This window comes from Prochlorococcus marinus str. MIT 9313, assembly GCF_000011485.1.
In the GTDB taxonomy this organism is placed as follows: Bacteria; Cyanobacteriota; Cyanobacteriia; order PCC-6307; family Cyanobiaceae; genus Prochlorococcus; species Prochlorococcus marinus_D.
The window spans coordinates 225,898-243,611 of sequence record NC_005071.1 but is presented as its reverse complement, the minus strand read 5'-3'; the positions used below and the strand labels follow the sequence as shown (position 1 = coordinate 243,611).

Annotated in this window: 24 protein-coding genes and 2 tRNA genes; 11 read left to right on the top strand and 15 right to left on the bottom strand. The window is 54.6% G+C overall.

Annotated elements, in window-relative coordinates:
- Nucleotides 1-4 precede the first annotated feature (4 nt).
- From deoC to AKG35_RS01100, 4 genes are read left to right on the top strand one after another with little or no spacing between them, the layout of a single operon-like run.
- Nucleotides 5-688 carry a deoxyribose-phosphate aldolase gene (gene deoC, locus AKG35_RS01115; RefSeq protein WP_011129591.1) on the top strand — a complete coding sequence of 228 codons (684 nt, stop codon included), beginning with the start codon at nt 5-7 and terminating at the stop codon, nt 686-688.
- Complete coding sequence (gene recO / locus AKG35_RS01110) at nt 685-1,488, top strand: DNA repair protein RecO (protein WP_011129590.1); 804 nt, start codon at nt 685-687, stop codon at nt 1,486-1,488. The genes deoC and recO overlap by 4 nt, the downstream gene beginning before the upstream one ends.
- Nucleotides 1,475-2,890 carry an MFS transporter gene (locus AKG35_RS01105; RefSeq protein ID WP_011129589.1) on the top strand — a complete coding sequence of 472 codons (1,416 nt, stop codon included), beginning with the start codon at nt 1,475-1,477 and terminating at the stop codon, nt 2,888-2,890. The genes recO and AKG35_RS01105 overlap by 14 nt, the downstream gene beginning before the upstream one ends.
- Nucleotides 2,891-2,920: 30 nt before the next feature.
- Nucleotides 2,921-4,099, top strand: coding sequence for a glycosyltransferase family 4 protein (locus AKG35_RS01100; protein ID WP_011129588.1), 1,179 nt, complete (start codon nt 2,921-2,923; stop codon nt 4,097-4,099).
- A gap of 1 nt (nt 4,100) precedes the next feature.
- Here the strand turns inward: AKG35_RS01100 and proC are convergent, their stop codons facing one another.
- The 7 genes from proC to AKG35_RS01065 form a co-directional block, all read right to left on the bottom strand.
- A complete protein-coding gene (gene proC, locus AKG35_RS01095) occupies nt 4,101-4,925 on the bottom strand; it encodes a pyrroline-5-carboxylate reductase (RefSeq protein ID WP_236069613.1) in 825 nt (274 codons plus the stop codon).
- A gap of 7 nt (nt 4,926-4,932) precedes the next feature.
- Nucleotides 4,933-5,517 carry a cell division protein SepF gene (locus AKG35_RS01090; protein WP_011129586.1) on the bottom strand — a complete coding sequence of 195 codons (585 nt, stop codon included), beginning with the start codon at nt 5,515-5,517 and terminating at the stop codon, nt 4,933-4,935.
- A 127-nt stretch (nt 5,518-5,644) separates the two neighbouring features.
- The gene (locus AKG35_RS01085) at nt 5,645-6,322 is read right to left on the bottom strand and encodes a YggS family pyridoxal phosphate-dependent enzyme (protein ID WP_011129585.1); all 678 of its coding nucleotides are present in this window, start codon (nt 6,320-6,322) and stop codon (nt 5,645-5,647) included.
- 7 nt (nt 6,323-6,329) lie between these two features.
- Entirely contained in the window at nt 6,330-6,596 is a 267-nt protein-coding gene (locus AKG35_RS01080) for a PipX family protein (RefSeq protein ID WP_011129584.1), read from the bottom strand.
- Nucleotides 6,597-6,613: 17 nt separating this feature from the next.
- Nucleotides 6,614-7,528 carry a CbiQ family ECF transporter T component gene (locus tag AKG35_RS01075; RefSeq protein WP_011129583.1) on the bottom strand — a complete coding sequence of 305 codons (915 nt, stop codon included), beginning with the start codon at nt 7,526-7,528 and terminating at the stop codon, nt 6,614-6,616.
- A 3-nt stretch (nt 7,529-7,531) separates the two neighbouring features.
- Nucleotides 7,532-8,899: a ribosome biogenesis GTPase Der gene (gene der, locus AKG35_RS01070; RefSeq protein WP_011129582.1), complete on the bottom strand. Its 1,368-nt coding sequence runs from the start codon at nt 8,897-8,899 to the stop codon at nt 7,532-7,534.
- Between the two features lie 80 nt (nt 8,900-8,979).
- On the bottom strand, nt 8,980-9,471 hold the full coding sequence (locus AKG35_RS01065; RefSeq protein ID WP_011129581.1) for a DUF1823 family protein: 492 nt from the start codon (nt 9,469-9,471) through the stop codon (nt 8,980-8,982).
- 647 nt (nt 9,472-10,118) lie between these two features.
- Here AKG35_RS01065 and AKG35_RS01060 point away from each other — a divergent pair.
- Nucleotides 10,119-10,349 carry a Nif11-like leader peptide family natural product precursor gene (locus AKG35_RS01060; protein ID WP_041384242.1) on the top strand — a complete coding sequence of 77 codons (231 nt, stop codon included), beginning with the start codon at nt 10,119-10,121 and terminating at the stop codon, nt 10,347-10,349.
- A gap of 297 nt (nt 10,350-10,646) precedes the next feature.
- On the opposite strand, the gene AKG35_RS01055 is transcribed toward AKG35_RS01060, so the two are convergent.
- Complete coding sequence (locus AKG35_RS01055) at nt 10,647-11,051, bottom strand: DUF1824 family protein (protein ID WP_011129580.1); 405 nt, start codon at nt 11,049-11,051, stop codon at nt 10,647-10,649.
- A gap of 302 nt (nt 11,052-11,353) precedes the next feature.
- Here AKG35_RS01055 and dusB point away from each other — a divergent pair, with 302 nt between their 5' ends.
- Nucleotides 11,354-12,364: a tRNA dihydrouridine synthase DusB gene (gene dusB, locus AKG35_RS01050; protein ID WP_011129579.1), complete on the top strand. Its 1,011-nt coding sequence runs from the start codon at nt 11,354-11,356 to the stop codon at nt 12,362-12,364.
- A 120-nt stretch (nt 12,365-12,484) separates the two neighbouring features.
- Here the strand turns inward: dusB and AKG35_RS01045 are convergent, their stop codons facing one another.
- Nucleotides 12,485-13,135 (bottom strand): DUF4079 domain-containing protein, encoded by a 651-nt coding sequence (locus AKG35_RS01045; RefSeq protein ID WP_011129578.1) that lies wholly within the window; start codon nt 13,133-13,135, stop codon nt 12,485-12,487.
- A complete protein-coding gene (gene cobI / locus AKG35_RS01040) occupies nt 13,135-13,899 on the bottom strand; it encodes a precorrin-2 C(20)-methyltransferase (RefSeq protein ID WP_011129577.1) in 765 nt (254 codons plus the stop codon). The genes AKG35_RS01045 and cobI overlap by 1 nt, the downstream gene beginning before the upstream one ends.
- Before the next feature lie 62 nt (nt 13,900-13,961).
- On the opposite strand from cobI, the gene AKG35_RS01035 reads away from it, so the two are divergent.
- Entirely contained in the window at nt 13,962-14,519 is a 558-nt protein-coding gene (locus AKG35_RS01035) for a 1,2-dihydroxy-3-keto-5-methylthiopentene dioxygenase (RefSeq protein ID WP_011129576.1), read from the top strand.
- Between the two features lie 14 nt (nt 14,520-14,533).
- Here the strand turns inward: AKG35_RS01035 and AKG35_RS01030 are convergent, their stop codons facing one another.
- Together AKG35_RS01030 and aroQ are read right to left on the bottom strand one after the other, a co-directional pair.
- Entirely contained in the window at nt 14,534-15,148 is a 615-nt protein-coding gene (locus AKG35_RS01030; RefSeq protein ID WP_011129575.1) for a tRNA-(ms[2]io[6]A)-hydroxylase, read from the bottom strand.
- A complete protein-coding gene (aroQ, locus tag AKG35_RS01025; protein ID WP_011129574.1) occupies nt 15,145-15,594 on the bottom strand; it encodes a type II 3-dehydroquinate dehydratase in 450 nt (149 codons plus the stop codon). The genes AKG35_RS01030 and aroQ overlap by 4 nt, the downstream gene beginning before the upstream one ends.
- A 24-nt stretch (nt 15,595-15,618) precedes the next feature.
- Here aroQ and AKG35_RS13600 point away from each other — a divergent pair, with 24 nt between their 5' ends.
- From AKG35_RS13600 to AKG35_RS01015, 3 genes are all read left to right on the top strand, one after another.
- On the top strand, nt 15,619-15,741 hold the full coding sequence (locus AKG35_RS13600; RefSeq protein ID WP_255327626.1) for a hypothetical protein: 123 nt from the start codon (nt 15,619-15,621) through the stop codon (nt 15,739-15,741).
- Nucleotides 15,704-15,785 (top strand) — tRNA-Tyr (locus tag AKG35_RS01020). Before AKG35_RS13600 ends, AKG35_RS01020 begins: the two co-directional genes overlap by 38 nt.
- A gap of 10 nt (nt 15,786-15,795) precedes the next feature.
- Nucleotides 15,796-15,867: transfer RNA gene (locus tag AKG35_RS01015), tRNA-Thr, on the top strand.
- Between the two features lie 168 nt (nt 15,868-16,035).
- Here the strand turns inward: AKG35_RS01015 and AKG35_RS01010 are convergent.
- The 3 genes from AKG35_RS01010 to AKG35_RS01000 form a co-directional block, all read right to left on the bottom strand.
- Nucleotides 16,036-16,305 (bottom strand): DUF1651 domain-containing protein, encoded by a 270-nt coding sequence (locus tag AKG35_RS01010; protein ID WP_011129573.1) that lies wholly within the window; start codon nt 16,303-16,305, stop codon nt 16,036-16,038.
- Between the two features lie 48 nt (nt 16,306-16,353).
- Nucleotides 16,354-16,533 carry a hypothetical protein gene (locus AKG35_RS01005; RefSeq protein WP_041374894.1) on the bottom strand — a complete coding sequence of 60 codons (180 nt, stop codon included), beginning with the start codon at nt 16,531-16,533 and terminating at the stop codon, nt 16,354-16,356.
- Between the two features lie 283 nt (nt 16,534-16,816).
- The gene (locus tag AKG35_RS01000) at nt 16,817-17,044 is read right to left on the bottom strand and encodes a hypothetical protein (protein ID WP_011826774.1); all 228 of its coding nucleotides are present in this window, start codon (nt 17,042-17,044) and stop codon (nt 16,817-16,819) included.
- 413 nt (nt 17,045-17,457) lie between these two features.
- Between AKG35_RS01000 and AKG35_RS12645 the strand changes: the two genes are divergently transcribed.
- Nucleotides 17,458-17,622, top strand: a complete 165-nt coding sequence (locus AKG35_RS12645; protein ID WP_157859766.1) for a hypothetical protein — start codon at nt 17,458-17,460, stop codon at nt 17,620-17,622.
- Nucleotides 17,623-17,714: the final 92 nt, after the last annotated feature.

Here is a 17,714-nt window from a genome sequence, read left to right as displayed (position 1 = left end):
CTTGATGCCTGGACCCTCCCAGCAGCGTGAATTACCGGATCTAGCACCACTGATCAATCAGGCACTGCTCGATCCTCACCTTGATCAAGACGTCCTGCAGCAGACCTGTGATGCCGCACGCCACTTCGGCTTTGCAGGTGTATGCACCAACCTCAATCGCCTGCAGGCGGCGCGCGAACGACTCGGTCCACCAGGTCCAACGCGGCTGATTGCCGTAATCGCTTTTCCCTTCGGTGCCATACCAAGCACGCTCAAACAAGCCGAAGCGGAATGGGCCGCCGATCATGGAGCTGAAGAGCTCGATGTGGTTCCAGACTTCTGGACCCTCAGCCAAGGAAGAGCAGAACTCTTTGCCGAAGAACTCGCCGAGATCTGTGCACTAGGGCTGCCTGTCCACGTCATCCTCAACATGGCCCGCCTGCCGGCGGATCGCCTGAACTTGGCCGTCGACGCCGCCATCGATGCTGACGTCAGCGGTCTGCAAAGTGGGAATGGTTTCGGCCCAGCAGTAACGGCAGCTGATATTCGTCTGCTAACAAACCTGGCTCGTGGCCGTTGCGGAATCAAAGCAGCCGGGGGGTTACACACTCTCGATCAAGCCCTCGACATGGTGGAAGCAGGCGCAACCCGTCTTGGCACCAGCCAAGGCCCAGCTCTCATGCAGGCACTACGCCGTGGCCAAACGTGAGTGGAGAACGACGCCTCAACGGCCTCTCTTTGAAGGTGGGACCGCTCGGGGAACATGATCGACTTCTCACTCTGCTCAGCGATCAAGAAGGAGTGACCCGTCTTGCCGTACCTGGGGCGCGACGACCACGCAGCAGCCTTGCGGCAGCAGTGCCACTCAGCTTGCTGGAGCTGCAAGTCGCAGGACGCCGAGGTCTAGCAAGGGTGCGGCAACTCAAGGTATTGCGCAGCTTTAACAGTGTGGGGAAGCAGCTAGAGACACTGGCAGCTGCCCAGGCCCTTGCAGAACTCAGCCTGATGTTGGTAGCAGGCAACGATCCTCTACCTGGACTGCTCAACACACTGCTGATGCATCTCGAACGACTCGAGGCCCTCAGCCAAGCCCAGCCAGCGCAGCCAAACACAACCCTGGCCTGCAGCGTGCAGGCGTGCGTGCATTTGCTTGCTCTAGGCGGCTATGGCCTACCAGTACAGGAATGCTGTCGCAACGGCACAGCGCTGGAGCCACCCCTGGGCCAATGGGAATGGCGCTGCAGTTTGATGCCAGAAGAGGGTTTTGCAATCGGCGCCCTACCCGGCGCAGCACTGCAACTGAATCCCTCAGAGCTAGCCCTATTGCAGCGGCTGCTTCGCCCTGACCTGCCCATGCGACGCGATGGAGAGCTGATGGGTCCGCCAGAGGTGTGGCTGCGCTTGCTCGCGGTAGTGGAGTGCTGGACCCGCACCCATCTGCCACATCATATGCGAGCTCTAGGGATGTTGCGCAAGGCCATCATCAGCTCAGGCGATGGGCGAACATAACCGCGGCACCACAAGCATCTTGAGCGGTCCAACTCTAAACAGCCCCGAACCGGCCCTCCCAACCGGCTCGAATCCAGAAGGACGCCGCGGATTGGCAGCGGTGATCAAGCTGGATGGCTTTCGCCGGCTGTGGATCGGTCAGATCTTCTCCCAACTGGCCGACAAGTTCTACATCGTTTTGATGGTGTACCTGATTGCCCAGTACTGGGTGAGCAGTACCCCTCAAAGCAATGAAGCGCTTGCAGAGGTGGCGGCGGCGATTCGGATGGATTTCGAAACCCGCGCCCAAAAGATCACCCTGCTTGCTACAGGCATTTATGTCGCCAACACCATTCCAGCAATGTTGCTGGGAACCGTGGCGGGTGTCTGGGCTGATCGCTGGCCGAAACGTCGCGTGATGGTGGCCTCCAACGCGCTGCGTGCTCTGCTGGTGCTCTTGGCCCCAGTTTGTCTCTTGCCAGGTCCGCATTGGCTGGGTCTGAGCTGGGGGTACTGGGCACTGCTGGTGATGACCTTTCTGGAGTCAGTTCTCACCCAATTCTTCGCGCCAGCCGAGCAAGCAACAATCCCTCAACTGGTGCCAAAGGAACATCTCCTGGCTGCCAATTCCCTGTATCAAGCAACCAGCATGGGCGCCACGATTGTGGGCTTTGCCCTTGGAGATCCAATCCTGCGTCTACTCAAACAAGCCTTCTTCTCCCTAGGACTGAATGGAGGGGAATTTCTGCTCCTACCGTTCTGCTACGGGATGGCAGCGATCAGCCTCAGCACGATCCAGATGCAGGAGCAGCCCCGCGAAAGCTCTAGAGAAAGTGTCTGGCAGGAAATCGGCGATGGTCTGCAGGTGCTTCGTCAACAGGCTGCTGTACGAGGGGCCATGCTCCACCTTGTTGTGATCTATAGCCTGCTAGCCGCCATGTACGTGCTGGCGATCACCTTGGCAGGTTCGATCAAAGGTTTGGGGCCAACTGGTTTCGGCATGATCTTGGCGATGAGTGGGATTGGGATGGCCCTGGGGGCTGTGGTGATGGCCCAAACCGGCCACCGCTTCAACCGCCGCAACTTGTGCGCAACCGGCCTGGGCACAATCGCCTGCACCCTTGTGCTGCTTGGGGGAGTGCTTGGTTCTCTGGGACCAACTCTTTTGCTATGCGGCTTGCTGGGCGTGGGAGCAGCCCTTGTAGCGATTCCAGCCCAGACCACCATCCAGGAAGACACGCCAGAAGCACAGCGCGGCAAGGTGTTTGGTCTACAAAACAACCTCATCAACATCACCCTTAGTCTGCCTCTTGTGCTGGCTGGCGCTCTGGTGAGCAGCTATGGGCTCGTGCCAGTGCTGTGGTTGCTTGCTGCACTGGCCCTAGTAGCAGCTTTATTAGAGCGCCCTTGGCAGCGCTGCTAGCTTTCACATTCGGCAGGAGGATTGCAGCAGGTGGCTCACATTGCCTGGCTAGGCAAAAAAACACCGTTCTGCGGCAACGTCACCTACGGTCTCAATACGACTGAGGCCCTAAGACAACGCGGCCATCAGACCAGTTTTATTCACTTCGACACTCCAGGCGGCCTTAGCAACGGCGAGAGCGCACTGTTGGCCAATGACCCAGAAGTGAGCCTTCCATACCTAGTGAAGTCACAGGTTTACACCATTCCCTTCCCTGGAGCGCAGCGAGAACTCAGAGAATCATTAGAAAGGCTGCAACCCGATCTCGTCCACGCCAGCCTCACCCTTTCCCCCCTCGACTTCCGGCTGCCAGAACTCTGCGAGCAAATCGGTGTGCCATTAGTGGCAACTTTCCACCCACCATTTGATAGCGGCATGCGCCACCTCACGGCTGGCACACAACAGCTCACGTATCAGCTCTACGCCCCTGCCCTGGCTCGCTATGACAAGGTAATCGTCTTCTCCGAGCTGCAAGCTGAGGTTCTTACCAAACTTGGAGTACAGGAACAACGACTCGCCGTGATCCCCAACGGAGTCGATCCTGAATGTTGGGCACCAACAAGTCCCCAATGCAGCAACCCAATGCAGCAAGAGGTGCTTGGACGTGTGGGGAATGAACGAATTTTCCTCTACATGGGACGCATCGCAGCAGAAAAAAATGTGGAGGCACTGCTGCGCGCTTGGCGGCTGGTAGAGACCAAGGGCTGCCGACTGGTCATCGTTGGCGATGGCCCTCTGCGTTCGACCCTGCAAAACAACTCAACCCCAACAAAAGAAAACGACGTGCTCTGGTGGGGCTATGAGTCAGATCTCAATACCAAGGTGGCCCTACTGCAATGCGCTGAAGTCTTCATGCTGCCAAGCCTGGTCGAAGGTCTATCTCTGGCACTACTAGAGGCGATGGCAACAGGTACAGCCTGCGTGGCCACAGACGCCGGGGCTGATGGGGAAGTGTTGGATGGCGGTGCAGGCATCGTCTTAAGCACACAGGGTGTCACCAGCCAATTACGCACCCTGCTGCCGGTGCTCCGCGATCAGCCCGTACTAACAGCCGAACTGGGCCGCCGCGCCCGTATGCGCGTGCTGGAGCGATACACCATCACCCGCAACATCGATGACCTGGAAACGCTCTACCGCGGCTTATTAGGAGCGACAAAGATGGCGGCCTAACTCAAGCCAGTTCACGGCTACGTTGAGCAGCTGCAACAACCGCCTCAATCAAAGCAGAACGAACCCCTGCCCGCTCAAGCTTGCGCAGTGCGGCAATCGTGGTGCCACCCGGAGAGGTCACCATGTCTTTAAGCTCCGCAGGATGCAGTTTCTGCTGCTTAAGCAAGGCGGCTGTGCCAGCAAGGGTGCGATGGGCAAGATGATGGGCCAAGGATCTCGGCAGGCCTGCCGCTACTGCACCATCAGCCATCGCCTCAGCCACCAGTGCCACATAGGCAGGGCCGGATGACGTCAACGCCAAAAAAGCATCCAGCTGCGACTCCGGCAATTCCAGCACCTCGCTCACCGGCAAAAACAATCGCTCAACCGCTAGGCGTTGCTCTGGCGTGACGCCCTCTCCCCAAGACAATCCAGTAAGCCCAGCGCCAACCAAGGCAGGGGTATTTGGAACGGCACGCACACAGGCATGAGCGGGGAAAGCCTGCTGCAAACGCGCCAAGCTCACGCCAGCAAGCACAGAAATCAACAGGTGCGGCCCATCTGCAGTTTTCTTAAGACGAGCTGCTGAAGCCGCTATCTGGTCAAGCTGCTGCGGTTTCACCGCTAGCAATTGAATGGGCGCCATCCATGCCTCTGCCGCAGTGGGATCATCTGCAGCTTTCAAACGCAGACCGATTGGCAACTGATCTGCGAGACGTTCAACACTTGCGCCACAGCCCACAACCGCAACAAGCTGCTGCGGAGCAAGCTCTCCCTGCTTCAACAACGGCAAAACAAGAGCCTGGGCCATTCGACCCAGGCCGATTACCCCCAAAGAGCAGGGCATGGAGTGATTAGAGGCCACCAGCGCTGGTGGCCTCCCAGGCCGGAACAGGCGCCGCACCAGTTTGTTGAGACGATGACGGTACTGAATCGTGATCCTGGCTCACCATCGATGGCGCAGAAGCCTCGTCATAACTGGTATTGGAAACCGTGACACAACTAGGAGCAAAGAGAAAAATGCTCTCTCCTACCCGCTCTTGGTGACCATCAATAGCAAAGGTGCCACCAGCAACAAAATCCACCGCACGCTGCGCCTGATCAGGTTCCATCATCGTGAGATTGAGGATCACAGTCTTGCGTTCTCGCAGGGCCTGAATGGCACGAGGCATTTCATCAAAACTCCTTGGTTCCATCAGGTTCACCTCAGCAGAAGTCGAACCAACCCCTGGCATACCAATCACATTGGAACCGGAGAAACCCCCGCCGAGATCAAAAGGGCTGGAGTCTGATGGCGTCGCCAAAGCACCGCCACTGGCATGATCACTTCTGTGATCAGCATCCATATGGTCATCGGTGTCGTAATCGAGGTCGTCGTAATCGCTGTCGAGATAGTCATCACCAGCGACGACAGCACGAAGACGGGAAATAAGCGACACCGGTGGAATCCTCTCGCGATGATGTGAACGTAAATCGGCTTAAAACCGACTGAAGGCAAGTTCCCCTTAGAGGAAGACTGCTTAACCTGACACCTAAATAGCGCTCTAATCAGGCCGGGGCAAGGGTTTAGACAGCATTAATGTCATCTACGGAAGAAGACTTAGCCATTGAACGCGCGCCAAAGAGAAGTGACCCCAACCGTAACCAGGTAGCCCCTGCATGCATAGCTTCAAGCCAATCACCGCTCATTCCCATCGAGCAATCAGGCAAGCCAAGCTGATCAGCAAGTTCACGACACTGCCCAAAAAGCTCCTGACGTTGCTCGAGTGAAAGCCCTATAGGAGCCATTGTCATCAGACCAATCAACTGCAAATGAGACAACTGGATCAGATCGGGCCAGGCCTGCTTGAGCTGCTCTTGAGAGAAACCACCCTTAGAGGGATCATCGCGAAATTTGACCTGCAACATCACCTGCGGGCAGCACTGCTCTTCAACAGCAATTCTTGAAATGCGTTCTGCTAAAGCCAGAGAATCCACGGAATGGATCACGGCAAAGGATCTCACCACTCCCCGCACCTTGTTCGCCTGTAGACGTCCAATGAAATGCCAACGCAGACCTTTGAGATCAGCCAAGGCCTCCAACTTGGGCAAAGCCTCCTGCAAGCGACTCTCGCCAAAATCCTGCTGACCAAGCTCGGCAAGTTGACGGATCAAAGTTGCGGGATGCCCCTTACTCACAGCCAAAAGATGAACTCCATCAGCAAGCCGATCAACCAGATCGTGCCAACGAGCAGACAACGTCACATCAACCTCAGATAAAGGTCTGAGCAAACAACTGCTGCCAACTCTCGTACTCAGGGGAGCGATCACGCCGACAATGGGTCAGATGAAGTTCGGCGTAATGGCGCGCGTCTTGATAGGGAATCACCTCAAACTGTGCCCCTCGAGGTTGCAGGGTGACGAGAAAAAACATCCTCTGGGCATAGAGCGTGGCGTAAACGTCTCGACCATCGCCGGCGGGGGCCACGAGATAGAGCATTCCGAACGTGGGGTGATTGAGATAGCGCTCGGCGCTCACCTGCAACAGTTCATCATCTACAAAGCACCGTACTTCCCACGCAAGCCAAGCACAAATAGCAGCAACATTGCCGAAGCGATGTTGAGCCAAAGGGACGCTCCAGTCAATAACACCTGAGGGCGGAACTGATCGGGCGGCAACAAAAGACCTCCACGAGCAAGCAAAGCTTCTGCTCCTTGTTCAGCTCGCAAGAGGATGTTGGCTAAAAGGCGTTCGCCCACTGAGAGAATCAAAGCAAAGGAGGCCTTGAAACCCAACTGCCGCAAGTTCACGGCTCGGCTAGCGAGAGACCGTAAAAGGTTCTGTAACTCCTCCTGCACCAGGGGTAGAAAGCGCAAGGCAAGCAGTAACTGAAAGCTAAGCCGATCGACAGGTACACCAATCAAGGCCAGCGGTGCCAGGCACCAGCTCAGAGCCCAAACCAAATCTTCCGGCTGGGTGGTGAGCAACATCAAGTTGACGCTATGCACCACAGTGAAGATGAGAGTGGAGGTGTTTAATCCCAACTCAGCAGAACGACGACTAACCACAAAGGGCCCCAATGCCAAAGGACCAAGGCGCAGGGGGCCAAGCCGCAGCAACTCCCAAGACAGACTGGTCACACTCGCCCCCGGCAGTTCTTGCGGCGAGCGCACAGCAAGGGTGGCAGCGGTTTCCCCCGTCGGCAACATCATGGCGAACAAGCCCACAAGAGCGCCAAGAAACAGCAACAGCAGCAACGATCGCCACCAGATCCGCACCGGCAGACCACTGGCCAAGGTGATCAAGAGAAGCGCAACAACCAAACCAATCCGCCACAACGAGCCAGCCAGTACTGGCGTGAGCAGGAACATCAACACCCAGGCCAGCTTCAAACGGGGATCAAGACGACGCAACCAACCAGAGTTGCCAGCCACGTACTGCCCGATCGGAAGCTGACGCAACCAGTCCATGACCTATCCCAAACGGTTCTGCTGACGAGCTAGCTCGCGTTCGGCAGCCCGTTGCTGTTTACCGCGCCAAAACAGCTTCAAGGGAGTGCCATCAAAACCAAGCCCTTCTCGTAACTGCCGTTCCACATAGCGGCGGTACGTATCGCCAAACAACTTCGGGTCATTGACAAACAAGGTGAAACTAGGCGGCCTGCTCGCCACTTGAGTGCCGTAATAAAGGCGTCCCTGGCGACCCCCACGGGACGTGGGTGGACTACGCCAACTCAAGGCTTCCTTCAACACCTCATTCACCACCGAGGTGCTCACCCGACGACGGTGCTGCTCAACTGCCAAGGAGGCCAAAGCAAAGATACTTTCCACCCGCTGCCCAGTGAGTGCAGAAGTGAACAACATCGTGGCCCAATCGAGAAAGTAAAGCTTGGCGCGCAGCTCTTTTTCAACCATCGGCATGGTGTGACTATCTTTCTCAACCGCATCCCATTTGTTCACCACCAGCACGCATGCGCGGCCATCATCTTCAATCCTGCCGGCCAGGCGCTGATCCTGTTCTGTGACCCCATCAAGGGCATCAATCACCAACACACACACATCGCTGCGTTCAATCGCCTTAAAACTCCGGTTGATGCCAAAAAACTCAGGGCCGTAATTCACACTGCGCCGACGGCGTATGCCAGCTGTATCGATCAGTCTCCAAGGATGGCCTTCACGTTCAAGACGTGTATCGATGGTGTCGCGGGTGGTGCCACGAATCGGGCTAACAATCGCGCGTGGCTCACCACAAATGGCATTGAGCAGGCTTGATTTACCCACATTGGGCCTGCCAATGATGGCCATCTGAATCGGTTCATCCTCTTCTGGCTCCTCATGCTTTGGCGGCAGAAGAGAAAGCACACGATCGAGCAGATCACCTGTGCCAGCCCCATGGATTGCAGAAATCGGGAAAGGCTCTCCCAGGCCAAGACGCCAAAACTCGGCCGCCATCGCCAAACCCTGATCTGGTGATTCGCACTTATTTACTGCTACCAGCGTGGGGCATGGTTGCGTGCGTAACCATTCAGCGATCGACTCATCTGCAGCCGTAACACCCTGCTGGCCATCAACAATCACCAGTGCTACAGAGGCTTCCGCCAGAGCCAAGTTGGCCTGTTCGCGAATCTCGGGCAAAAACTCACTGTCGTCATCGAAGACCAAGCCACCGGTATCGACCACCTTGAACTCACGATCTCCCCAAAAACCATCCTGATAGGTGCGATCGCGGGTGACGCCAGGCTTGTCATCAACAATCGCCTCGCGACTGCGACAAAGTCGATTCACCAGCGTGGACTTACCGACGTTGGGGCGACCGATAATGGCGACAATCGGACGCGCCACTTGGCTGAATCCTTGCAATCATTCTCGACCCTACAGAGGCATCAAACCGAGACGGGGTGATGCAGCTCTGCAATCAGGGTTCACTCAACAATCGGATCGCCAGGATGCCCTTTAACGGGGTCAAGCGGAGGGTCAAGAGGTTGCGGCAAGGGGCCTTCGGCGAGAAGAGCGTCTCCCCGTTGCGCCAACCAGGCCAGCAACCAATTCACAGCCGTGGCACGACGGGTGCGACGAGGGTAGAGCTCATCAATGCGATAGCCAGCGAAATCAAGCTGCTGCTTTAACAGCTGTTTGTGTTCTTTTGCGATCGAGCGGGTGAGCTGTACAGCTGCCGGCCGCTGCGCAATCACAGCCGGGGCAGTGGGGAAAGCATCACGCCAGAGCTGCGGTGTTTGGGGCCCGGCAGACCAAGCAGTCGCTGAATCAGCGCAGGGTTGATAGCCAAGCCGCTCCCAGATCAATTCGGCAACAAACCGATCGCTCAGACGATCTTCGAGAATCTGGATTAATAAAGCCCGGCTAAGAGGCCAAGTCAGAGACGGATACTGCAAAGGAATTTCAGAGCAATTCAAGACTTAAATAAGAAGCAAAGCCAATTTCGCCGCTTACAGTCATTGTATGTGGAACCAGGCCAAGGTTTCTTCTATCAGATGTCGTCAATCACATCAGCAGCGAGGAACTCATCCTTATCCACATCAAGCAATGTGGTGTGAATGTCATCTGCTGTGAGCGATAAATCATCTCCGACTTGCGTCAAGGAAAGCTCAACTCCATCTGCTAAACAGATGCGATCGTATTCAGCGAATGAAAAGCCGATGGTCGCATCATCGCCTTAACAACATCAAAACCAAACAGCCAAGATCCTTATTGCCTCAAATCAAAGCTAGAGATGCTTGTTAAGGAGTGCGCTGGCGTATCTTAAGCAGGATGAAACCGCCATAAAGCAACATCAAGGTTGCCATCCCACCAACGACAAGCAGGGTAGAAGCGTTCAGAGGATCAAGCATAAATTTTATTTTAGGTTTACTGTCAAGAGTAATCGAGATTGAGAGGCAAGCCATCGGCAAAATCGGGAAAACCTACGCGAGAAATAAGGGCTCATTAACCCAATCAATCGCTCGCCACAGCCAACATCAGCAAAGCCAAACACTCCACGATTAGCACTTGATCAATTTAAATTCGTCGATACGATGATGTAGCTTAACTACCAAAAGACGGTATGTCTGAAGCACATCTCAAAGCATTCATGACCATGCTGCGTGCGTGCCCATCTTTAGAGCAGAAGCTAAAAACCGAAGGAACGGATGTATTGATGCTTGCCAAAGCTGCTGGTTATACGGTCACGATGGAAGATTTAGAAAAAGGCATCTTTGAATACTCAGGCACAGAGCTTTCACATGATGAGCGTAGATATTTCAGCAGTGGCTATAGAAAAGAAATGAACGGATGAATGCCAAATCAAGTTTTAGCAGCAGCAAAGAGAAAAGGGCAGTAATCACAACTACAGCGTTCAGGAACGAGTTTGCTTGGCTTTAAAGAAGATAAAAGCAATTAACAAAACCAAGCCCAGCAGCGTACCCGCCAATAGATAGTAAAAATAAGAAACGGGCAGATCGAAAAAGAAGGGAAGAGGCATTACAAAAAACGTTTAGACAGATTATAATGGCTCATTTCTCTAATTTGCTAATCGTGCATCCCTTCTGTTGATCATGAAACCGAAGGAATTTAATTCAACATCAGAACAAGTTCAATCCTTAATTTTAAAAAAGTCTAATGGGAAAGGGCCTAGGGTATCTGCCTCTTTTTCTTCATTGTTATGTTGGCAACTAAGCAAGACACCTTCACCTAAGCCATGCTCGATGCGTACATGGATATCACCGGTCTTTTGATTCGCCTTAAGAAAGACAGGCCCTTCGCCAGCAGGCTTATCAACGACATTCATGGCAGACCAATTAAAACGAGATTCCATCTCTCGTAAAACAAAAATTGCCAAGCTAGAGGAAGGGGCCATGATTCCCACTGTGAACCAATCAGCATCGTCCATAGAGGCACAAAGCTGATCAAGTAAATGCTTCGATTGTGTCGCATCAAGATCAGGAGCCGAACGGAGACCATCGAGATCCTTTAATGACTTAATAACCAGCTCAGACATGTCACAAAGGCTACATATTCTTGTAACAATTATAGCATAGCTCCGCCATCAAGGATGTGGAGACATGATGGTCTTTGACAAGCAAAAATGACTTTCCAGAAAGCCAAAGTTATACTTGCAATCCAATTTTTGTCCCACGATAACAAGCGAAAGCTTCTCCAACTAACTCATTCTCACACCTCATTTAGCCCACCATCAATGATACGAAAACCAAAAATTCTTATTTCTAGAGAACGCTCCCTTGAATGAAGAGAGGCCATTCTCTCTAGGATATTGATCCGATCACTCTGATCATCAACATTGTGCCTGAACTCAGCCTGCCCGGCAGGGGAACAACAAGGGCACTGCGCTGCAGAGTGCTGCAATCGCCCCTTGCAGGCGTGAGTGATCAGATCTTCCGAAGCCTGGTTCGGCGCTGGGCGCCAGATGCATTGTTATTCACGGAAATGGTCAATGCCACCAGCCTGGAGCTGGGCCACGGCCTACAGAAAATCAACGAACTCGCCAATGAAGCCGGGCCCATTGGCGTGCAATTGTTCGATCACCGCCCAGAAGCGATGGCCGATGCTGCACAACGAGCAGAGGCTGCTGGTGCCTTCCTGATCGACATCAACATGGGCTGTCCTGTGCGCAAGATTGCACGCAAGGGCGGCGGCTCTGGTCTGATCCGTGACCCACAACTGGCGGCAAAAATCGTGAGCACTGTTGCTGCAGCGGTCAAAATCCCAGTCACCGTGAAGACAAGGCTGGGCTGGTGTGGCAGCGATGCAAAACCAATTGAATGGTGCCAATCACTCGAGCAGGCCGGCGCCCAGATGTTGACATTGCATGCTCGAACTCGAGAGCAAGGCTTCAAAGGCTCAGCTGATTGGCACGCCATCGCTGCCGTCAAAAGCGCACTGCAAATCCCCGTGATTGCCAATGGCGATGTCAAGAGCGACATAGATGCCAAGCGCTGCCTAGCGATCACTGGAGCCGATGGCGTGATGGTGGGCAGAGGCTCGCTGGGAGCGCCATGGCTTGTGGGCCAAATCGATGCAGCACTATCCGGCCGCCCAGTGCCTGCAACGCCTGGAGCAGCAGAGCGACTCACCATTGCTCGTGAACAACTTGAAGCGCTGGTTCAAGCAAAGGGGGAACATGGCCTCTTGATTGCCCGTAAACACATGGGATGGACTTGTAGCGGCTTCCCCGGCGCATCAAAACTGCGCCATGCCCTGATGCGTGCACCAACGCCAATGGATGCCATATCACTGTTAGAGCAAGCCAGCGCAGAACTACTAACGGCATGGCCAGAAGCGACCAACGCCTAATCCAGCCTCAAGTTGCGATCAAGCCGCTACCAAAGCACATCCAATCACCCAGCCAATATCACGAATCAATCGCCATTATCAACTCAACGGCTCATCATCCAGTTGCGATCAATGGCCTGCTCAAGCTGCTAAGAGATTACGTGTGCCTGTAATCGCCTGAACTGCAAGCAATACAGCAACCAACACGTTGGCGTAAACATGCAGTCGTCGCATCGAGAGATGACGAGCAATCTCAGGTTTGGCTGCCACCGATGCGAGCAACAAACCGCTCAGCAACACACCGCTCCAGTAGTGGGAGCGCCAAAAATCTGCATCGAAAGGGTTGTCTGTGAGGCGATTGATCTCCGGTTGTGCTCCCAGCAGCAGCAATGCCAACCAGCAAGCGAGGCCCAACAGCGCACGCGCAGCAGGGCGCCTCACCTTGAGGAGACGGAGATAGATCACCACAGTGCCTAACTCTGCAAGGGCCAAGGCCACGAGTCGACCAACCCCAGCCAAGCCCCCAGGCGAAGCCTCGAACCAAGCGGCCAAATAGCTATGAAAAAAGGCGATTAACACTGCCACCAACACCCCTCCGGCAACCCAGCGGCCATGCTCGGCATGTTCAACAGGCACCGAGGCAGGCAGCGGATTGATCTGCAAGCGCCGCTCGCGAGCCAAAGTGCCAAGCCGAATCGTGGCACCCACCACTGGATAGACAAACAAAATGATCAGCACGGGGTGCAACAAGCCAAACCACTGCATGGCGGTTAAAGAGAGAGCACTCGACATCAGGGCATCACCTCCGGCCAGCCTTGGCGCACCAACAACAAGGAAAAATAGGGCTTAGCTGTTTCGGGCACCTCGCTGGCCTGCAACACCTGCTGATCGGGCCAGCCCAAATGCTGGGCAAACAGTGCTGATTGCAATAAATTCCGCTCTTCGAGCATGGGCCGCACCCAGGCCCAGCGGTGCGCCAACTTGAGCAACGCCAGCACACGCCCAGAACCAGCAGCATCCTCTAGTAGAACCTCGAGCTCGCTGGATTGATCTGGGGTCGGCAAAAGCAAAAGTTGTTCCTGCTGCATCGCCAAGGGCCAGTTACCTGCAGCAGCGGCGGCGGCAACGGCCGTAACCCCTGGGATCAGCCGAACCTGGCAATCAGGATGATGCTTCTTGAGAGCCAGCAAGATGTAAGAGCTTGTGGCAAACAGAGACACATCACCCTGACAAAGCACCACCACTCGCTCTCCTGCAGCAACGGCAGTTGCCAGTTGATCACTGGCTGCTCGCCAAGCCTGCTGGCGCGGTTCAGCGGCAGCCACCATGGGAAAAAGCAATTGCAGTTGGCGTTGCTCAACACGAATCCATCGCGAGGCAATGCTCGCCGCCATCCCTTTGCCCCCTTGCCGTGCCACGGGATAGGCCACAACAGTGGCCGCTTCAATCGCCTCAATGGCAGCCAGGGTCAACAGGGCAGGATCACCAGGGCCCACCCCGACCAAGGTGAGAGCTGTAGTTGAAACAGCAGGGCTCGACAAAGCCGAACGAAACATTCAGCCGTCGTTCTAAGACGCCACGATCAAGATGGCTGCAAAGACCCCTTCAACCTCTGGGAATGAGTCGCCTCAGCATCCACCCCGAAGGCAGCACCAACGCCACAAGCCCGGCGGAACCCTTATTGGAGAGCGATGATCCTGCAGTGATCAAAGTCGAGCTGGCCAAAAGGGGCATTGCATTCCAGCGTTGGCCAGCCAAAGTCAAGCTCGATCAGAACTCAAGCGAGTCAGACATCCTTGCGGCCTACGCCGTCGAGATCGCCCGAGTGCAGGCAGATGGCCGTTACCCCACGGTGGATGCAATCCGAATCACGCCAGACCACCCCGATCGTGAAGCGCTGCGCCAAAAATTCTTAGACGAACACACCCATGCCGAAGACGAAGTTCGCTTCTTTGTTGAAGGGTGTGGGTTGTTCTGCTTACACATCGGCGCGGAAGTGCTGCAAGTCCTCTGCGAACAAAACGACTGCATCAACGTGCCTGCCGGAACTCGCCATTGGTTCGATATGGGCAGCAAGCCACAGTTTTGTGCTGTGCGCTTCTTCGATAACCCAGAAGGCTGGATTGCAAACTTCACAGGGGATGCGATCGCCGAGAGATTCGCAAAGCTGCCATGAGGCTGAAGTTGGCTTCAGCTATGCATGCGCGGCTGAGGATGCAAGTTGGCGAGGATCCCTGCCTCCACCTCTGCTAACTCCTGCAAACGAGCAATGATCAGCTCACGCTGAAAACGCTGCTCACAGAGCCTCCAATAGAGGCCGAAATGACGCGCCTCACTCGCCAGCAGATCTGCATAGAGCTCACGCAACTCCAGATCAGCTAGGTGGGTGGCAAGCAACGACATGCGTTCATGGCTACGGGCTTCGATCAGCCCTGCCACCAGAAAACTATCGAGCATGCGCTGCGGTTCATCCCTACGGATCTGTTTGGCCAACACTGCGCCATAAGGGGGTGCAGCCAGAGGCTCCAGATACCGCCCTCTGGCCTTCAGCAACGTGAGCACACGCTCAAAATGCTCCAGCTCCTCTCTTGCCAAGGGGCTGAGAACTTCTGCGAGCCCAGGCTCACACAAGTAGCGAAACATCAATTGCACGACGGCACCCGCCGCCTTGCGCTCGCAATGAGCGTGATCAATCAGCAGCTCGAACGGATGAGCAATCGCCTGCTCCAACCAAGCATCACTGGTGGGAGCCGCCAGCCATTTGATCGTGGCCTTTGACGTCTTAGCAGCAGCAAGAGCACTCATAGAACCTGCTGCGGCTGACGCAAGTGAGCCAGCAAGCCTTCCAAAGCAAGGCGATAGCTCAATGCACCAAAACCGCTCACCACACCCACAGCGCGATCTGCAAGATAGGAATGATGCCGGAAGCCCTCACGGGCATGGGTATTGCTGAGATGCAACTCCACGTATGGAATCGCTGCTCCGAGCAGAGCATCCCGCAACGCAATCGAGGTATGGGTATAGGCCCCAGCATTGATCAGGATTCCTTGCACCTGGCCGATGGCTTGATGGATCTGATCCACCAAAGCACCTTCAAAGTTGCTCTGGAAACACTCAAGCTGAACCGCTTCTGCCTCCGCCTGAGCGAGCAGGTCTGCCTCAATCGCTTTCAACGTCATTGCACCATAAAAACCAGGCTCTCGTTGACCGAGAAGGTTGAGATTGGGGCCGTTGAGCAGCAGCAGTCGCATGGCCCTGAAGCATGAAGGGGTTGGATGGATCGTATCGATCCCCACAAGACCTTCCCAGACATTCAGCCACAAAGGTGCGATCTGCTGGTAATGTCTGCAGGTGTGGTTCGGGTCGGTGCCCGAGTGGTTAATGGGGGCGGACTGTAAATCCGCTGGCTCTGCCTACGTTGGTTCAAATCCAACCCGGCCCACCTTCCACATGCCCTTGTAGCTCAGTGGTAGAGCACTCCCTTGGTAAGGGAGAGGTCCCGGGTTCAAATCCCGGCGAGGGCATTGAACCCGGGACCTACGAAAATCCAAGGGCCGTCAAGAGACAGCAAAAGTTTCTTTTGGTGTGCCGATGAGGCGATTGAGAGAAATCAAACCCATCTCCTGTTTTCGGGATCTTTCAACCAAACAGCAGGTTTTTAGGACGAGATGTTCTGGTTTGTTGTTGGTGTGTCAAGGGTCTAAGCCAAGCCCCCATTGCGGCTCCACACGGTGCCATCCATCTGCCCTCAGCTTGTTCCAGATCTCAACGGCATCACGCTTCGGCAAGTGCCTCCTGCTTTTGAGCAAGGCAGGAGAGCCGTCAGGCATTGCTCGCCCTTTATCCATAAACACAAACAGATCGCTGCTCCAAGACTTTTGATCGCGATGAAAGCGAAGGGACCAGTGCTTGTTGGGATCAATCAACCAACCTTCTGGCTCACATGCTGAACTGCCACCCATAACGCCCCTCAGTAGTAAATATGTATTACTGCAGGGATAGGGAGTGCGTCAAGCCCTCTTCGCCAACTCCTTGTAAGCCCAATAGCCACCGGCGGCAATAATCGCCAAAGGCACCAGGGCTCTAAGAACCGAGAGAGCAACAAAGAGAAGCAGAGAGAACGCACCGAATTTCTTGACGATTGTCTTTGTTTCGTCGCTCATCGCATCCCAACGCTCGATCAAAGACATGGTGGCTGGACTGCATGCTGATCTGCTTTCTACCCAATACCTCTTGCGATGCAACCTCAAGAGCAGCAATCAACAGGCGAGCCCAGTCTTGCTAGTTCGCTCAAAAGGCTCTTGATACTCAACCAAGCCAAGTCAAAGCACTGTCTGGTTCACCCCAATGACATCCCAAAAACCTTGGGCTATGGCTAGGGAAAGCCACTAGATCTCTTCTTGCACAAATGGGATACGGGCACGATGGAGACCCGTTGTGGCTCAGGGGGCCTTTCCACAGGCCCCCGCAAAATCAAGTTGGCTGCACTTGATAAACCTTTGAGCGGCCATTGCACTTCCTCACGCCCCAGGAAATAGGAGCCTTCGACTTCGTAATTTCTTGTTCAACACAGATGTTTTGATTATTTGCCCAGTGAGCGACAGGAGCCAAACTGAAGGCAATAAAAGCAAGAGACAAAGCAGCGATTAGCAGAGCAGCTGCCGTAACCACAGGAAGCACAACGCTTTTCAGTGTCTCCATTTCATTGGCTCCTGGGAAGTCAATGCCAGCTTACGAAAGCTAGGAGGCCTTTTTAAGGCGCTTCCAACCCTATGGAAAGCGATCAATATGCAAGCGTTGTCACATTGTTTCATTGCTCAAACTCATCTGAGCGGACGGTCATAGAAGAAGCAAGCAAGACGAGAGGAGCCACCGATCACAACAGCTACCAGAGGACGCACCTAGCGAAGCCTTAAGTGACTTTCAAGAGCAAAGTTGGCGAAAGATGTCACATCTGCCAAACATTGAATCCATCAGCTACAAGCAACATTTCATGCGCAGCCATGACGCATTCACGTCTCTAGCGATAAGACCCTGATCGATCTCCGTCTCCTCAATAAACCTCGACATTCATTTAGATATCACAACCAAGCAAGTAGGCATTGATCATTTCTTTGAAAATTCAATCACACCACTACGCCGATCTAGAAAGACTTGAAGTAGCAACAACGTCTACTGCAATGCCACTAGACAGTCCTGCAACGACAACAACACCTTCAGCAGCAGCAGCAGCAGCAGCAGCAGCAGCAGCGTCTATCGCAGGACCTCTACAGAGTTAAGCCTTCCTGGCTCCAGCTCTGCTGACAAGTCGCTCTATTGAAAATAACTCTGCTGCAAGAAGTCTTGAGCAAGATTCAGACAGCAGCGACAG

What these genes read in the sequence shown, in the direction of transcription:
- AKG35_RS01055 (WP_011129580.1), bottom strand. Translation starts at nt 11,051, where the DNA reads ATGTCTGAGCTGGTTATTAAGTCATTAAAGGATCTCGATGGTCTCCGT.
- AKG35_RS01060 (WP_041384242.1), top strand. Translation starts at nt 10,119, where the DNA reads ATGTCTGAAGCACATCTCAAAGCATTCATGACCATGCTGCGTGCGTGC.
- AKG35_RS01075 (WP_011129583.1), bottom strand. Translation starts at nt 7,528, where the DNA reads ATGGACTGGTTGCGTCAGCTTCCGATCGGGCAGTACGTGGCTGGCAAC.
- AKG35_RS01010 (WP_011129573.1), bottom strand. Translation starts at nt 16,305, where the DNA reads ATGGGTGGCAGTTCAGCATGTGAGCCAGAAGGTTGGTTGATTGATCCC.
- AKG35_RS01005 (WP_041374894.1), bottom strand. Translation starts at nt 16,533, where the DNA reads ATGTCTTTGATCGAGCGTTGGGATGCGATGAGCGACGAAACAAAGACA.
- cobI (WP_011129577.1), bottom strand. Translation starts at nt 13,899, where the DNA reads ATGTTTCGTTCGGCTTTGTCGAGCCCTGCTGTTTCAACTACAGCTCTC.
- AKG35_RS01000 (WP_011826774.1), bottom strand. Translation starts at nt 17,044, where the DNA reads ATGGAGACACTGAAAAGCGTTGTGCTTCCTGTGGTTACGGCAGCTGCT.
- AKG35_RS01035 (WP_011129576.1), top strand. Translation starts at nt 13,962, where the DNA reads ATGAGTCGCCTCAGCATCCACCCCGAAGGCAGCACCAACGCCACAAGC.
- deoC (WP_011129591.1), top strand. Translation starts at nt 5, where the DNA reads ATGCCTGGACCCTCCCAGCAGCGTGAATTACCGGATCTAGCACCACTG.
- proC (WP_236069613.1), bottom strand. Translation starts at nt 4,925, where the DNA reads ATGCCCTGCTCTTTGGGGGTAATCGGCCTGGGTCGAATGGCCCAGGCT.
- AKG35_RS13600 (WP_255327626.1), top strand. Translation starts at nt 15,619, where the DNA reads ATGGATCGTATCGATCCCCACAAGACCTTCCCAGACATTCAGCCACAA.
- aroQ (WP_011129574.1), bottom strand. Translation starts at nt 15,594, where the DNA reads ATGCGACTGCTGCTGCTCAACGGCCCCAATCTCAACCTTCTCGGTCAA.
- AKG35_RS01030 (WP_011129575.1), bottom strand. Translation starts at nt 15,148, where the DNA reads ATGAGTGCTCTTGCTGCTGCTAAGACGTCAAAGGCCACGATCAAATGG.
- AKG35_RS01105 (WP_011129589.1), top strand. Translation starts at nt 1,475, where the DNA reads ATGGGCGAACATAACCGCGGCACCACAAGCATCTTGAGCGGTCCAACT.
- AKG35_RS01045 (WP_011129578.1), bottom strand. Translation starts at nt 13,135, where the DNA reads ATGTCGAGTGCTCTCTCTTTAACCGCCATGCAGTGGTTTGGCTTGTTG.